Here is a 16,012-nt window from a genome sequence, read left to right as displayed (position 1 = left end):
CGGGGTGCGGACGTGCGGCACGGGTGCGCCGCGGTGCGGTGGGCGTCGGGTCCTGGGGCGGGGCGTACGGCACGGGCGCGGGAGCGCCCGCGGGGCGCGCGGGCCGGCCGGGGCGGGTTCCGGGGACGGCTCCGGCCGCGCCGGCACACGCGTACGCCCCGGCACACAGGTCGGGGAGTCGACTGTACTGGGGGACGGGCCGCCGGACCGAAGCGAAGGGCCCGGTGGGCCACCGGGACGCGCGACGGATGAACGGTGGGCGGGGCCGGCGACGTACAGAAGGGTCGGGGGCCGGGCACCGGGCCATGGCGTCAGTCCCTCCCGTGATGGGCCGGGATGCGTCGCGCGCGTCCCGGCGTCTAGAGTGCCGCAGATGGTCTACAGCACTGTAGACGACCGGAGGGGGAGCCGCGCCACGGCCGTGGCACCGGCCTGCCTCCGGTCCGCCGGCGCACCGGGCGGGGGCGGCGGTCCACTCAGCATTGTGGGCCACCGGCCCCGGCCGGATCGCACCAGGAGCACCACCCGGCACCGGTAGGGTCCGTCACCCGTCCGCACCAGCCACACGAGGAGCCAGGATGCCGCTCACCACGATCGTCGCAGTGACCGCCCCCGCCACCACGGCGAGAAGGACCCGACGGCCGACCGACCACTGGGAGGCCGTCTCGTGAGCCCGCTCCCCCGCACCTCCGCCCTGCCGGACACCGACCGGCCCGCGCCCGCCGAGCGGCCCGCCGTCGCCGCCCGCTCCCCCGCCGGCGCCCCGGCCGAGCGGGCGTCACCGCCCCCGCGAAAGCACCGCGACGCCTTCTTCGACAACGCCAAATACCTGGCGATCGTGCTGGTGGCGCTGGGGCACGCCTGGGAGCCGCTCTACGCCGGCAGCCGGAGCGCGGCGGCGCTGTACATCTTCGTCTACGCGTTCCACATGCCCGCCTTCACCATCATATCCGGGTACTTCTCCCGCAGTTTCGACATGCGCCGGGACCGGCTGCAGCGGCTGGTCACCGGCGTCGCCGTCCCCTACCTCCTTTTTCAGACGGCCTATGCGGTCTTCCGGTACTGGGCCGGCGACCTCACCAGCTTCTCGGTCGACCTGTGGGACCCGTGGTTCCTCACCTGGTTCCTGGCCGCGCTGTTCATGTGGCGGCTCACCGCGCCGCTGTGGCGGATCGTGCGGTGGCCGGTGCCGCTGGCCCTGGCGATCGCCCTGGCGGCCTCCGTCTCCCCGAGCCTCGGCACCGACCTGGACCTGCAACGGGTCCTGCAGTTCCTGCCGTTCTTCGTCCTCGGCATGTGCCTGAGGGCGGAGCACTTCAACCTGGTGCGCTGCTGGACCGCGCGGATCGCCGCCGTGCCCGTCCTCCTGGCCGCGCTGGCCTTCGCGTACTGGGCCGTGCCGCGGATGAACGACGCGTGGTTCTACCACACCGACAGCGCGCAGAAGCTGGGCGTGCCGTGGTGGTGCGGCATCATGATGCAACTGGCCATGTTCGGCTGCTCGTTGGTCCTCACGGCCTGCTTCCTGGCCTGGGTGCCCGGCCGCCGGACGTGGTGCACCGTACTGGGCGCAGGCACGCTCTACGGCTACCTGCTGCACGGCTTCCTCGCCAAGGCGTCCCGCTGGTTCGACTGGTACGACGCCGACTGGGTCCGCACCCCGTGGGGCGCCGTCGCCGTCACCGTGCTCGCCGCGGCGGTCGTGACGCTGCTGTGCACCCCACCGGTCCAGCGCGCCCTGCGCTTCGCCATGGAGCCGAAGATGCGGTGGGCCTTCAGAAAAGAGCCCCCGCCCGGCTCCCGGCCCGGCCGTACGACCTGACGAGGCGGCGGGCGCGCGCCGCCGGAGCGCCGCCAAGACCCAAGCGCCGTGTCCACGCCGCCGTGGACACGGCGCTCGCGGTTTCACGCGCGGGGGCCCGGACGCAGGGCCCGGCTCCACCCCGGCTCCGGCGGCCCCGGCGGATAGCATCAGTACTGTTGGCGTGGCTCATACGTGCGGCGGTGGCCCGCTCCTGGGCCGACCGAAGCCCGACATGACGTGATCGGAAGTGCCTGCGAGATGGCCAGCAGCCCCAGGAGCCAGGGCCGGCCGGATCCGGCAGAGGCGCCGGCCCCGGAACCCGCTGCGGCCGCCTCGCCACCCCCGGCCGGTATCAGCCTGCGTCAGCTGCTGATGTCGCTGGGCGAGCCCCTGGTGGAGCTGCAGGCCGCGCCCGCCGGGCTGGACGTCGAGATACGCAGCGTCGCGCTGCTGGACCCCGAGGACCCGCCGATCACCCAGCCCGGCGAGCTGGTGCTCGCCATAGGCGCCCGCGGCCGCGCCGCCTTCCCCGCGCTGCGGGCCGGCGGGCGCGACGGCGCCGCCGCCGTGGCGGTCAAGCTGGACACCCCGGCACAGGCCGCGGCGCTCAGCGCGACCGCCGTCGAGGCGGGCATCGCGCTGCTGTCCGTCCGCAGCGAGGCGCGCTGGGAGCAGGTGGACGCGCTGGCCCGCGCGGCCCTGGAGAGCGTGCCGCACGGGCGCCCGGGCGAGGGCCCCGAGGAGGGCGACCTGTTCTCGCTCGCCCAGACCACCGCCGTCCTGACCGGCGGCATCGTCAGCATCGAGGACACCGCCAACCGCGTGCTGGCCTACTCCCGCTCCACCGACTCCGACGAGGTCGACGATCTGCGGCGGCTGTCCATCCTGGGCTGGCAGGGGCCGGAGGCGTATCTGACGCGGCTGCGGAAGTGGGGCGTGTTCCAGCGGCTGCGCGCCTCCGACGAGGTGATCTGTATCGACAGCCACCCCGAGCTGGGCATCCGCCGGCGGCTGGCGGTGGCCATCCGGTCCGGGGAACGGCAGCTGGGCACGATCTGGGTGCAGGAGGGCTCGGCGCCGCTGACCGAGCACGCGGACCAGGCGCTGCTGGGCGCGGCCCGGGTCGCGGCACTCCACCTGGTACGCCGCCGCCGGGAGCTGTCCGCGGATCTGACGCTGACCCGCACCCTCGCGGCCGGACTGCTGGAGGGCAGCACCGGCCCGCAGCCGCTCGCCGGCCACCTGGCGCTGGATGCCGCCCGCCCGGCCGCCGTCCTGGGCTTCTCGTACGGGAACGCCGGGGCCACCCCGTCGGAGCTGACCCGCGCCGAGGTGACCAACCTGATCTCGGTGCACACCGCCGCCCGGCACCGCAGCGCCCTGGTCACCCAGGTCGACGCGCGGATCTACGTACTGCTGCCGCAGCTGCCGCGCAGCATCGACCTCGGCACGCTGCGCGGCTGGGGGCAGGCGATCACCGAGGCCGCCCGCCGGCACCTGGGCATGTCGCTGCGCGGTTCCGTCGGCTGCATCGTGCCGGGGCTCGGAGAGGTGCCCGAGTCCCGGCGGGAAGCGGACCGGATCCTCGATGCGATGGTGAGCGCCGGAGTCGCCACCACGGTCGCCGCGCTGCCGGACATCCAGGCGGAGGTGCTGGTCAGCGAGGTGCTGCGGCTGCTGTCCCGGCACCCGGAGATGCGCGACCCCCGGCTGACCGCGCTGGTCGCCCACGACAGCCGGAGCCAGGGGCAGCTGGCCGAGTCGGTCCTCGCCTACCTGAACGCCTTCGGCGACGTACGGGCCGCGGCCGCCGAGCTGCATGTGCACCCCAATACGCTGCGCTACCGGATCCGCCGGGCCGAGGAACTGACCGGCCTCGACCTCGGCCGCCCGGACCAGCGGCTGCTGGCGATGCTCCAGCTGCGGCTGCCGTCCTCCCTCTGAGGCAGGGCCGGGCCCGGGGCCCGGACCGCGCGCACCGCCGTTGGTCCAAAATTCTCCTAAACTGGGCGATATTGCTCCAATGAGCTGACGGACTGGCGATGATGACCTCGGAGAATGCCGTGCCGGGCGGGTCGGGCCGCGCATGGGACATGGCGAAGGCGGCCACGGCCGAACTGGACGGACAGGGGCGGGTCGTCGCATGGACCCGGGCGGCGGAAATGCTGCTCGGATACCCGGCCGAGGAGGTCCTGCACCGTCCCGCGGCGGAGCTGCTGGCCCTCCCCGGGGACGAGGCGCGGGCGGCCGCCGTCGCCCGGTGGTGCCGTGCGGGGGACGGCTGGGGCGGCTCGGTGGCGGCGCGCCACCGGGACGGCCGGGATCTGCAGCTGGCGGTGCAGGTCACGCCTCTTCTCGACAGCACCGGCCGGGACCGCTGGTCCGTCCTGGCGCTGGAGGAGTGGCGGATGCCGGGCGGCGGGGTGAACCAGCTGATGCTGGAACCGTTCCTGGCGCAGGCACCGGTCGGCATGGCGGTCCTCGACACCGATCTGCGCTACGTCTGGGTGAACGAGGTGCTGGAGCACCTGATCCCCCTCGACCGGCGGCTGGGCAAGCCGGTGGCGGAGGTGCTGCCGCGGCTGGAGGCCGAGGCGTTCGAGGAGCGGATGCGGCGGGTCCTGGAGACCGGGCGGCCGGTGATGGACTACGAGTTCCGCAGCCCCACCTACGCCGATCCTCACCAGGAGCGCGCCTACTCGGCGTCCTTCTTCGGCCTGGAGGACCCGCGGGGCCGGCGCATCGGCCTGTGGTACATGGTCATCGACGTCACCGAACGCTGGCGGGCCCAGGAACGCCTGGCCCTGCTGAACGACGCCAGCGTCCGGATCGGCAGCACGCTGGACGTCACCCGGACCGCGCAGGAGCTGGCCGATGTCGCCGTGCCGGCGCTCGCCGATTTCGTCGCCGTCGACCTGCTGGACTCGGTCCTGCGGGGCGACGAGCCGGTTCCCGGACCGGTCGACAGCACCCCCGTCATGCGCCGCTCCGGCCAGCGGTCGGTGCACGAGGGCTGCCCGGAGGCCGGACTGGCCGTGGGCGAGGCCGTCCAGCGGTCCCCGTCCTCGCCCATCGCCCGCTGCCTGCTCAAGGGCGAGTCCCTCGTCGAGCCGGTCCTGGACCTCGCCACCAGTGCCTGGGTGACCGAGGACCCGGTCCGGGCCGCCGTGATCCGTGAGTTCGGGTTCCGCTCGGTGATGGTGGCGCCGGTGCAGGCCCGGGGCATCACCCTGGGCGCGGCGACGTTCTTCCGGTCCCGCCGGCTGGGGCCCTTCGTGGCGGACGACGTGCGGCTGGCCGAGGAGCTGGTGGCCCGGGCCGCCGTGTGCGTCGACAACGCGCGCCGCTTCACCCGCGAGCGGGCCGCGGCCCGGGTGATGCAGCAGAACCTGCTGCCGCACGCACTCACCGGCGGCTCGGCCCTGGAGGTGGCGTCGTGGTACTTCCCCGCGGACGCCCCGAGCGGTGTGGGCGGCGACTGGTTCGATGTGATCCCGCTGTCCGGGGCGCGGGTCGCGCTGGTCGTGGGCGATGTCGTCGGACACGGCATCAACGCCGCGGCCACCATGGGGCGGCTGCGGACCGCCGTGCGCACGCTGGCCAACCTGGACCTGCCGCCCGATGAGCTGCTGGCCCGGCTGGACGACCTGGTGATCGGCCTGGTGAAGACGCAGGGCGCCGATCCGGCGGCGGACGTCCAGGACCCGGGCGTGGCCTCGACGTTCATGGGCGCCACCTGCCTGTACGCCGTCTACGACCCGGTCGGCAGGCGGTGCAGCATGGCGCGCGCCGGTCATCTGCCGCCGCTGATCGTCGGTCCGGACGGGACCGTGGACTGCGCCGACCTGCCCGCCGGGCCGCCACTGGGCCTCGGGACGCTGCCCTTCGAGTCCGTCGAACGGGAACTGGCCGAGGGCAGTCTGATCGCGCTCTACACCAACGGCCTGATCGAGACCCGCGACCGGGACATCGGCGTGGGGCTGTCCCGGCTGAGCGACACCCTCGCGGTGTCCGGACCGGCCCTGAAGGACATCGGCGGCCGGGCGGTCGAGGCGCTGCTGACCGGGCCGCCGTCCGACGACGCCGCGTTGCTGCTGGCCCGGACCCACGTCCTGGACGCCCGCCACGTCGCCTCCTGGGACCTGCCCGCCGACCCGGCCGTGGTCGGCAACGCCCGCGCCCTCGCCGGCCGGCAGCTGTCCGAGTGGGGCATGGACGAGCTGCTGTTCACCACGGAGCTGATCGTCAGCGAACTGGTCACCAACGCGATCCGGCACGCCGCCGGCCCGATCACACTGCGTCTGATCCGGCAGGACGCCCTGATCTGCGAGGTGTCCGACGGCAGCAGCACCTCACCGCGGCTGCGGCACGCCCGTACCACCGACGAGAGCGGGCGCGGGCTGTTCATCGTCGCGCAGCTCACCCGGCGCTGGGGTACCCGCTACACCCCGGCGGGCAAGGTCATCTGGACCGAGCAGAGCATGCCGTCCGAGGACGGGACCGGCGACGGGACGGACTGATCCCGGGGCGCCGGAGGCCGGGTGCGACGCCCGCCCCCGTTCTTCACCCCGGCCCCGGCGCTTTCCGCACGCCGCGTCTCACCGGGCTCCCGGCGCGCTGCGGACACCCTCGCGCTCCTGCCCGCCGGACACATGGCCGCAGTCGTCGCGCGCCGCGACGGGCCGCGCGACGAGACCGCGTCCCGGCAGGTCGACGTGGTCGCAGTCGGTGTCGGCCACCACCCGGCGCGGCGGGGCACCGGCGGGGCGGGCCGTGAGATGGGCGGTCACATAGGCCGCGCTCGTCCTGGTGATGTCGCGGGTCAGCCCGAGGGGCAGCAGCGAGCGGGTCTCGGCGATCGCCTCGTCCTCACCGGCCCGCAGCACCACCCGGACGTCCGGCGCCACCCCGTGGGCGGCGACCGCGACCGCGATGTTGTCCAGCTCGTGGGAGCCGACGGCGGCGAGCGCCCGCGCCCGCCCCAGTCCGAGCCGCGCCAGCACCGCACGGTCCTCGCCGTGCGCCAGCACCACCGGTATCCCCATCGACCGTGCGAGGCGCAGGTTCGGGGCGGCGGGCTCGCGCTCGACCCCGATGACGGGCACCCCCAGCTGACGCAGGGTCTGGCACAGCCGCAGTCCCACCTGCCCGAGCCCCACCACGATGACGTGCCCGGCCCGGGGCAGCACCCGCGGCCCCAGGACGCCGACCAGCCGGGGACCGATCAGCCGGTCGACGATGCCGGCGGTCAGCAGCGCGGTGAACCCCACCGTCACCAGCATCGCGACCGCGGACACCACCTCGTATCCGGGATGGCCGGGGTGCGGTACGGCGGGTCCCACCCCGGCGACGACCCGGGCGGCCTCCAGGAAGGCGGTACTGGCCGGCCGGTGGAAGACGGCTACCAGCCACAGCCAGTCCAGGGCGAGGACGGCGACGATCCCCAGCAGCCCGATGAGCAGCAGCCGGGCGTCGGCGTCATGCGGCTGCAACTGCCCCCGCAGCCGCCCGAGCAGCGCGCGCCGCCGGGCGCCCGTGCTCGCCCGCCAGGACGTCTCCACCAGGCGCGCCCCGTCCCGCCGGGCCGCCACCGCGCCGTTTCCGTCGTCCCAGACGGCGAGCGCGCCGGGGTCCACGCACAGGCCGGCCAGGGTCGGCGCCAGCAGGTCGGCGGGCGAGACCGGCACACAGTCGCGCAGCAGCAGCCGGAGCTGCTGGGCGACGGTGCGGTCGAAGACGGTGACGACGATCCGGACGGAGCCGCGGACGTGGCGCACCGCGAGCGCGTAGCGCAGTGCGGACAGGTCGTCGCCGACGAGCACGGCCACCCCGGCCGGCCGGGCGGCGAGCGCCCGGCGGAGGTCGTGGTCGTCCGGTGCGGCGAGGTGGTCGACCCGGTGTCCGCTCTCCCCCAGGGAGGCGCAGACCCGGCGGGCCAGCGTCGTCGCGCCGATCACCACCACCCTGGCGTCCTGACCGGACGGGTCCGTGGCCGGAATCGCTCCCGGATCCTCGGCCCCGACGACCGTGTCCTGCGGTCCCGGCACGCGCTCCGGCGGCTCTCCTGCCGGGGCGTCGGCGCGGGGTTCACCCGCTGTTGCGTCCCCCGACCCGCTGCCGTCGCCCGCCCCTGGTGGGGTGGCGGGCACGGCGCGCGGCGGGACGGTGCGGGTCTGTCGGGCGGAGGGAAGCGTGGCCATGGAGTCCCCTTGCTCGTCGGCCGGTGACAGGGCCGGACTCACGCTAGGGGGCGCGCGGCCCGGGGCATCCGTCCCCGCGGCCAAGGGTTCGCCGGCCGCGTTGTCCGTGCGCACCAGCGGCCGCCCGGGACCCCGCCAACACTGGGGAGGGACCGGTACCGACGTCTCTCGTCCACCGCACACCCCCGGAGCGCGAGCCTGTTTTTCGCCAATCTTCATTGGCCTGATGGACAGCGCTTGAGGGGGACTTTGTCCTCTCTCACAAATACGCCGCCGCGCACCGCCACATACGCTTACGCAAATCCCAATCCGGACGTGATGCGGCTCACCCCCCACAAGGAGGCGGGCCACCGCGCGGAGGTGCGATCAGCGCTCCCCCACCCGCGCAGGACATCCGGAGGCCGCGACCCGCTCGTCGCGCCTCCGCACGTCTCCAGGACCATGACCGCCTGCCGGCACCCGGTCCTGTCGTGCGTCCGGCCACCGAGGCGAACCCAGCAGTCACCACACGGATGACCCTCCAACCCTCAATGGATGTCAGATGACTACACCTTCCCGCAGCTCCGTGGCCGCACCCCCCGTACCGCCCGGCAACGGGCAGGATCCAGGGCAGTCAGGGCTGCAGTCCGGCCTCAAGAACCGCCATCTGTCCATGATCGCCGTGGGTGGGGTCATCGGCGCCGGCCTGTTCGTGGGCTCCGCCTCCGGCATCGCCGCGGCCGGCCCCGGCATCCTGCTGTCGTACGCCCTGGTGGGCGCGCTGGTCGTGTTCGTGATGCGGATGCTCGGTGAGATGGCCGCCGCCAACCCGACCTCCGGCTCCTTCTCCGCCTACGCGGACCGGGCGCTCGGCCGCTGGGCCGGCTTCTCCATCGGCTGGCTGTACTGGTTCTTCTGGGTCGTGGTGCTCGCCGTGGAGGCGACCGCCGGTGCGGCGATCCTCACCAGCTGGGTCCCGGCCGTCCCGCAGTGGGCCTGGGCACTGATCGTGATGACCGTCCTGACCGCCACCAACCTCGCCTCGGTCGCCTCGTTCGGTGAGTTCGAGTTCTGGTTCGCGGGCATCAAGGTCGTCGCCATCGCGGCCTTCATCGTCCTCGGCGGACTGGCCGTCTTCGGTGTGCTGCCCGGCTCCCAGAACGCGGCGACGGGCTTCGCCAACCTCACCTCACACGGCGGCTTCCTGCCGCACGGACCCGCCGCGATCCTCACCGGCGTGCTGATGGTGGTCTTCTCCTTCATGGGCAGCGAGATCGTCACCCTCGCCGCCGGCGAGTCCGAGGACCCGGAGCGCGCGGTCACCAAGGCCACCAAGAGCGTGATCTGGCGGGTCGGCATCTTCTACCTCGGCTCGATCCTCGTGGTCGTCTCCCTGCTGCCGTGGAACGACCCCTCGATCGTCAAGAAGGGCTCCTACGTCGCGGCCCTCGACTCGATCGGCATCCCGCACGCCGGCCAGATCATGAACGTCATCGTGCTGACCGCCGTGCTCTCCTGCCTGAACTCGGGCCTCTACACCGCCTCCCGGATGGCCTTCTCGCTCGGCCAGCGCGGCGACGCCCCGAAGGCCTTCGCCCGGACCAACGCGCGGGGCGTCCCGCAGGCCGCGATCCTCGCCTCCGTCCTCTTCGGCTTCATCGCGGTCGGCTTCAACTACCTGTGGCCCACCACGGTCTTCCAGTTCCTGCTGAACTCGTCCGGCGCGGTCGCGCTGTTTGTCTGGCTGGTCATCTGCTTCTCCCAGCTGCGGATGCGCGGGATCATCCTGCGCGAGAACCCGGAGAAGCTGGTCGTCAGGATGTGGCTGTTCCCGTACCTGACCTGGGCGACCATCGCGATGATCTCCTTCGTGCTGGTCTACATGCTCACCGACGACAGCGAGGGCGGCGGCCGCATCCAGGTGCTGCTTTCGGTTCTCCTGGCCGCTGTGGTGGTCGGGGTGTCCCTGGTCCGCGACCGGCTCGGCCGCGCCGCCGCCGAGAAGCCGGCCGTCATCTCCGGCTAGTCACGGGTGGCCGACCGGCCACCGAACGCCGTGCCGTACGGCCGGCGGAGTGCTCCGCACCCGCTGTCCGTACGGCACAGCGGTGCCACTAGCCTGCTAGCCACCGCACCTTTCCTCTCCGCCCACGCGCCACGACCGGAAGGCCGCCGACCGACATGCCCGCGTTCAGACGCCGCAAAGGCAGCCTTCCCCGCCTCGTCCCCGAGCTCGACGACGTGACCCTGGGGCGGGTGCGGCGGCGCGTCGAGACGTGCTGGTCGCGCGGCTCGCTGGACACCGCGGTCATGGCCCTGATGGCGGACGTGATCAACGAAGCCGGCCAGGACTGGGACCGCAAGGCGCACCGCTTGGGCGTGCTGGCCTCGGCCGCGGGGCGTTCACTGCCCGGCATCTGGCGCCAGCACAGCCCCAAGGACCACGGCGCGCTGCTGCTGCACGCCTGGTCCGACCTGATCCAGGCCCGCCGGCAGGACTCCTCCGTCGACCTCGACGCCACCCGCGAGACCTGCCGGCTCGCCGCCGACCTGCTCCCCGACGACCCCACCCCGTGGACCCTGCATCTGGCCACGCTCCGCGTCGAGCGGCGCCCCTCCACGGAACTGGCGGCGATCTGGCGCGAGATCAAGGCCCGCGACCCCTGGAACCGCGAGGCGCACCTGCAGGCCCTGGGCTACCTCTCGCCGCAGGAGTGCGGCTCCAGCGCCCTGGTGCTGGACCTGCTCGACGGCGTCCGCGCCCTGATGCCGCCCGATGCGCCCGCCGTCGGCCTGGAACTCACCTCGCTCGTCCGCAGCCACCAGCGGGCGGTCGCCGACGGCGGGATGACGGCCCTGGGCGCCGGGGAGATCTGGCGGCGCCCCGACGCCGCCCGGGCCCTCGACCAGGCCGCGCACTACTGGCCGGGCCCCGGGTTCCTCCGGCACGCGGCGGCCCTGGCCGATCTCAACCTGCTGGCCTACGCGCTGGTCAAGGCCGGCCGGACGACCGAGGCCGGGATCGCGCTGCGCGCCACCGGCGGGGTGGCGACGGTCTGGCCGTGGACCATGGACGGCGACCCGCTGGAGCGGTTCACGCACTTCCACGGCCGCTATGCGAGCGGTGCCGCCGACGGCGGTTCCGCGGGGCGCGGCACCTCCTGGGGGCGGTGACGGCCGGAGCCGCACCGGCCGGAAGCGGACCGCGCCGCTGAAGAGCGCGTGTGCGAGGTCCGGGAGTGCGATGACATAGCCGGAACGAGTGGTTTTGTAGCCTCTTGCGGCGTATCACGAGTGTCCTGCCCGCTTCCCGGGGATTCCCTCCTTCGGAGAAGGGTGGGAGATGCGCATGCGCGACACCGTCGGCACCGGCGCCTCCGCGGCCGCGGGCCGCCGGCGCGTGCTGATGTTCGTCGTGCTGCTGGCCCTGCTGCACGCCGCGCTCACCACCGGCTGCTCCCACGCACCGGACCCCGGTGCCCACGGCTGCCCGCCCCGCGCCGCCGCTCCCGCGCTCTCGGACCCCGCCGCCCGCCCCTGCGTCACGGCGGGTCCGGTACCGGCGTCCACCGGCGGCGGGAAGCATCCGGGCAGCGGCGTCCGCCGCCTGTGCGACGCCTCCGCCTGCCATCTGCGCCATCAGGTCCCCACTGGGTCCGGCGGCAAGGCGCTCGGGGACTCCCCCGCCGCCCAGCCCCTCACCGCGTCCCGGGACCTCCCTCCGGGGGCCGCCGTCCAGGCCGCCGCCCCCGCATCGCCACCCCGCGTGGCCGTCCTGCGCTGCTGAGGAAGCCCGGCCGCGCCCCCACCCCTACCCCGCACGCGGGCCATGGGGCGAGCGCGGTCTGCCGTCATCCGCACTCGGGACTTCCACCGCAGGAGATCTGGCATGCCCCTCGATGTCTTTGCCGCCCTGGGCGCGCTCGTCCGCGCCGAGGCCGTCCGTACGAAGAAGGTGCCCGCACCCACCCCCTCCGACGAGGCCACGACGCCCCGGCCGCACCCCCCGGCACGCCCGCGGACCGAGCCGCCGAAGGCCGTCCCCGCGCCCGTGCCCCCGCCCCGCAAGGGCCTGCTGGCCAGGATGAGGCAGAAGGTGACGTCGCTCCTCGGCCAGGGGTGTCCGCCCGGTCAGGCGTGACCGGGGCCCGGCCGGACCCCGGCGGGGCACCGTTTGTCCGACCCGGTGCGGGGCGCCATGCTGGGGACATGGCCCCTGTGGCAGGCCCGGACACGGTGTCCGGCTGGGTCGTCCGGCGTCCCGGCCCGATCGCCTCCGGCCCGCTGGCCGCCGTAAGCCGTCCGGCTCCCGAGCCGGGGCCCGGGGACCTGGTGCTCGACGTGGAGGCCTGCGGGGTGTGCCGCACGGACCTGCATCTGGCGGAGGGGGACCTGCCGCCGCACCGCCCGTCGACCGTCCCGGGCCATGAGATCGTCGGCCGGGTGGTCGCCGCCGGCGAGGCGGTGACGGCGTTCCGGGCCGGTGACCGGGCCGGCGGGGCCTGGCTGCGCGGCACCTGCGGGGTCTGCCGGTACTGCCGGGCGGGCCACGAGAACCTCTGCCCGAAGTCGCGGTACACCGGCTGGGACGCCGACGGCGGCTTCACCCGGACCGCTCTCGTGCCCGCCGACTACGCCTACCCGCTCCCCGACGACCAGGACGCCACGCTGCTGGCGCCGCTGCTGTGCGCCGGGATCATCGGGTACCGCGCGCTGCGCCGCAGTGCCCTGCCCGCCGGCGGCCGGCTCGGGATCTACGGCTTCGGCGCCTCGGCGCATCTGGCCGCCCAGGTCGCCCTGGCCGAGGGCGCGAGGGTGCATGTGCTGACCCGGTCGGCGCGGGCCCGGGAACTCGCCCTGGCGCTCGGTGCGTCCTCGGCCGGCGGCGCCTACGACCGCCCTCCCGAACCGCTGGACTCGGCGATCCTCTTCGCCCCCGTGGGCGATCTGGTGCCGGTGGCCCTGGAGGCGCTCGACCGCGCGGGTACCCTCGCCGTGGCCGGTATCCATCTCTCCGACGTCCCCGCGCTCCACTACCAGCGGCATCTGTTCTACGAGCGGAACCTGCGCAGCGTGACCGCCAACACCCGGCAGGACGGCCGGGAGTTCCTGGCGACCGCGGCCCGGATCGGCATCCGGGTCACCGTCAGCCCCTATCCGCTGAGCCGGGCGCCGCAGGCGCTGGAGGACCTGGCCGCCGACCGGGTGCAGGGGGCCGCCGTGCTGACGCCGGACTGACGCCGGCGGGCATCATCGAGCGCGTCGCCACCCCGGCGCCCCGCTGGGGATGCCCGGCGGCGGATCATCCCGGCCCCGGCCCCGCTGTGGCGCCCCGTGCGGGAGCGTGCGGCCGCCCGCCGTGGCCCCCGCTCCGAGTCGCTGCCCCCTTGCCGCGTGCCGCACCATGGAGGGGAGGCCGTGAATGACGACATATCCGGTGAGCCGGTTGGCGGGGTGAACGCTCCGGCCCCGGAGAGCGGATACGGCGACCGTGGCTTACGACGACGGCTTCCGGCACACGGAGGCGGTGCAGGCAGTGACCGCACGGATCCTTGGGTCCACCGGGGCTGAGCTGACCGCCGTCTATGTGCCCGCCGAAGGGGGCGGCGATCTTCAGCTGGCCGAGATGGTCGGCGGCTCGGGCGGCCTCCACGGCCTGCCGGCGGGCTTCCCGCTGTCCGGCAACTCCCCGGTCGCCGCGTCCTTCCGCACCGGCCTGCCCCTCTGGCTGAGCCCGGCCGAACTCGCGCACTTCGGCGTCACCACTCCGGGCGGCACCAACGCACCGCCGTGGGACGGCGCCAGGACGCTGCCGTCCGATGTCTCGCTGGCCGTGCTGCCGCTCGGCGGGGACGCCAAGCGGCTGGGGTGCCTGGTCGTCATGGACAAGGCACCGGATGCCTTCGACGCCGACCGCCGCCATCTGCTGGAGCTGCACGCCGACCAGGTGTCCGCGGGGCTGGAGGCGGTGGCCGCCCGGGTCATGGCCCGCACCGAGCGGCGGTCGCTGCTGGGGCCGGGGCTGGACACCCTCCGGGGCGGCGCGTTCACGCTGCTGCTGGCCACCGGGCGGATCGACGCGGACGCCCACGTGCTGGAGCTGTTCGGGGTCGCCCCTGAGCAGTTCGACCGGCGGGTGGAGACGCTGCTGGCACACACCGCGCCGGACGATGTGCCCGCGCTGATGTCGATCGTCGAGCCGGGCGGGCAGCCCGTTCCCGGCCAGCAGCTGTCGATCCGGATCCGCCGGCCCAACGGCGAGCTGCGCTGGCTGAGCCTGCGCTGCCGGGTGCTGGTCGACGCCGCCGGGACCCCGGAACGGATGCTGGGTGTGGTCGCCGACGCCTCCTACCTGCGTCCCAGCGCGGACGAGGTCTCCCTCGTGCAGCGGCTGTCCGCCGCGCTGGCCGGCGCCACGACGATCCGCGACGTCGGCCGGGTGGTGGTCGCCACACTGCGGGCGCCGCTGGGGGCGAGCCGGGTGGCGGTGGCGGAGCTGGAGGCCGACCGGTTCGTGGTGTCCGTCCTCGACCCGCCGGAACCCGGGGCCTGGCCCGCGGCGTGGCGGTCCGAATGGCGCTCCGAGTGGCCCGACGCGTCGTGCCATGCGATGCCCACGCTGGAGAGCGTGCTGCGGGCCGGCCATGTGGCGCTGTGGCCTCCCGACGCGGCGCTCGAACCCGGCCTGGCGGGGATCGGGCCCGGCGGGCTCGCGATCCTGCCGCTGCCGTCCGAGGGCCGGATCGTCGGGGTGTGCCTGGTCGGCTGGGACGAGGAGCACCGGTTCGGGCCGGAGGAGCGGTCGCTGCTGACCGCGACGGCGGGGCTGGTGGGCCAGGCCCTCGTCCGCGCCCACGCGCTGGACGCCGGACACGAGCTGGCCACGATGCTCCAGCGCAGTCTGCTGCCCCGCAAGCTGCCGGCACTGCCCGGCGGGGTGGCCGTCGCCCGCTATCTGCCCGCCACGATGGGGCTCGAAGTGGGCGGCGACTGGTACGACGTCATCCCGCTGTCCGACGGCCATGTCGCGCTCGTCATCGGCGATGTGGAGGGCCACAGCGCCGGCGCCGCCACGATCATGGGCCAGATGCGGACCGCCATCCGGGCCTACGCGGTCGAGGGCCACCCGCCCGACGTGGTGTTCTCCCACGCCAACCGGCTGCTCCTGGGCATGGAGACCGATCTCTTCGCGACCTGCTGCTATGTGGACCTCGACATGGAGGAGGGCATCGCCTGGTTCGTCCGGGCCGGGCATCTGCCGCCGCTGCTGCGGTTCCCCGACGGCCGCACCGAGGAACTGCCGGTCGAGGGCGGTCCGCCGCTGGGGGTGGCCGCGGAGGGCGAGTTCCCGCTGACCGAGGTGGGGCTGACCCCCGGCACCGTGCTCGTACTGCTCACGGACGGGCTGGCCGAATCGGCCGCGCTCCCCCTGGAGGACGGCCTGCGCCGGGTGCGCGAGCTGCTCGCCGGGGCCGATCCGGCCGACGCCGGGCAGCTCGCCGATGAGCTGCTCGGCGAGACCAAGCGGCGTGACGACGACGTGGCGGTGCTGGTCCTGCGCTACGACGGGATGCGCGTCCGCCCGACCCGGGCGCACTGGACGGTGTGGCGGCTGCCCGACGCGGTCATGCACGCCCGCCGCTTCACCGCCCGCACGCTGCGCTCGTGGACCGTGGCCGAGGAGTTGGACGTGGCGCTGCTGGTGGTGTCCGAGCTGGTCACCAACGCCGTCGCGCATACCCAGGGCGAGGTGCGGCTGGATCTGACCCTGGCCGCCGACCGGCTGCGGATCGCGGTGAACGACGCCTCGCCCCGGGCCCCCGTCAAGCCGGCGAGCGTGGACTGGGAGTCGACCGGCGGCCGCGGGCTGCTGCTCGTCGAGGCGGTGTCGGCGTCCTGGGGTTCGGTGCCGCTGAGCGGCGGCAAGCAGGTGTGGAGCGAGATCGCCCTGCGGCCGGACGAGCGGCTCGGCGCCGAGGGGGACCCGGCCGGCGCGGCCGGCCCGCGCGAGGGTGAGGAGGTCCCCTGA

Annotated in this window: 10 protein-coding genes; 9 read left to right on the top strand and 1 reads right to left on the bottom strand. The window is 74.5% G+C overall.

Going from position 1 to position 16,012, the window contains the following annotated elements; genetic code table 11:
- Window positions 1–667 precede the first annotated feature (667 nt).
- From K7396_RS32710 to K7396_RS32700, 3 genes are all read left to right on the top strand, one after another.
- Entirely contained in the window at window positions 668–1,822 is a 1,155-nt protein-coding gene (locus tag K7396_RS32710; protein ID WP_223660277.1) for an acyltransferase family protein, read from the top strand.
- Window positions 1,823–2,062: 240 nt separating this feature from the next.
- Window positions 2,063–3,748, top strand: coding sequence for a PucR family transcriptional regulator (locus K7396_RS32705; RefSeq protein WP_223660276.1), 1,686 nt, complete (start codon window positions 2,063–2,065; stop codon window positions 3,746–3,748).
- A 98-nt stretch (window positions 3,749–3,846) separates the two neighbouring features.
- Window positions 3,847–6,324 (top strand): SpoIIE family protein phosphatase, encoded by a 2,478-nt coding sequence (locus K7396_RS32700; protein ID WP_086721586.1) that lies wholly within the window; start codon window positions 3,847–3,849, stop codon window positions 6,322–6,324.
- Between the two features lie 78 nt (window positions 6,325–6,402).
- Here the strand turns inward: K7396_RS32700 and K7396_RS32695 are convergent, their stop codons facing one another.
- Complete coding sequence (locus K7396_RS32695; RefSeq protein ID WP_223660275.1) at window positions 6,403–8,004, bottom strand: NAD-binding protein; 1,602 nt, start codon at window positions 8,002–8,004, stop codon at window positions 6,403–6,405.
- A gap of 541 nt (window positions 8,005–8,545) precedes the next feature.
- On the opposite strand from K7396_RS32695, the gene K7396_RS32690 reads away from it, so the two are divergent.
- From K7396_RS32690 to K7396_RS32665, 6 genes are all read left to right on the top strand, one after another.
- A complete protein-coding gene (locus K7396_RS32690) occupies window positions 8,546–10,009 on the top strand; it encodes an amino acid permease (protein ID WP_086719967.1) in 1,464 nt (487 codons plus the stop codon).
- A gap of 155 nt (window positions 10,010–10,164) precedes the next feature.
- Window positions 10,165–11,157, top strand: a complete 993-nt coding sequence (locus K7396_RS32685) for a hypothetical protein (RefSeq protein WP_086719968.1) — start codon at window positions 10,165–10,167, stop codon at window positions 11,155–11,157.
- A gap of 175 nt (window positions 11,158–11,332) precedes the next feature.
- Complete coding sequence (locus K7396_RS32680; protein WP_152104495.1) at window positions 11,333–11,770, top strand: hypothetical protein; 438 nt, start codon at window positions 11,333–11,335, stop codon at window positions 11,768–11,770.
- Window positions 11,771–11,872: 102 nt separating this feature from the next.
- Window positions 11,873–12,124 carry a hypothetical protein gene (locus K7396_RS32675; RefSeq protein WP_152104496.1) on the top strand — a complete coding sequence of 84 codons (252 nt, stop codon included), beginning with the start codon at window positions 11,873–11,875 and terminating at the stop codon, window positions 12,122–12,124.
- A gap of 68 nt (window positions 12,125–12,192) precedes the next feature.
- A complete protein-coding gene (locus K7396_RS32670; RefSeq protein ID WP_174886895.1) occupies window positions 12,193–13,221 on the top strand; it encodes a zinc-dependent alcohol dehydrogenase family protein in 1,029 nt (342 codons plus the stop codon).
- 253 nt (window positions 13,222–13,474) lie between these two features.
- Window positions 13,475–16,012, top strand: coding sequence for a SpoIIE family protein phosphatase (locus K7396_RS32665; RefSeq protein ID WP_174886896.1), 2,538 nt, complete (start codon window positions 13,475–13,477; stop codon window positions 16,010–16,012).

The organism is Streptomyces angustmyceticus (assembly GCF_019933235.1).
In the GTDB taxonomy this organism is placed as follows: domain Bacteria; phylum Actinomycetota; class Actinomycetes; order Streptomycetales; family Streptomycetaceae; genus Streptomyces; species Streptomyces angustmyceticus.
This window is presented reverse-complemented; position numbering and strand designations above follow the sequence as displayed.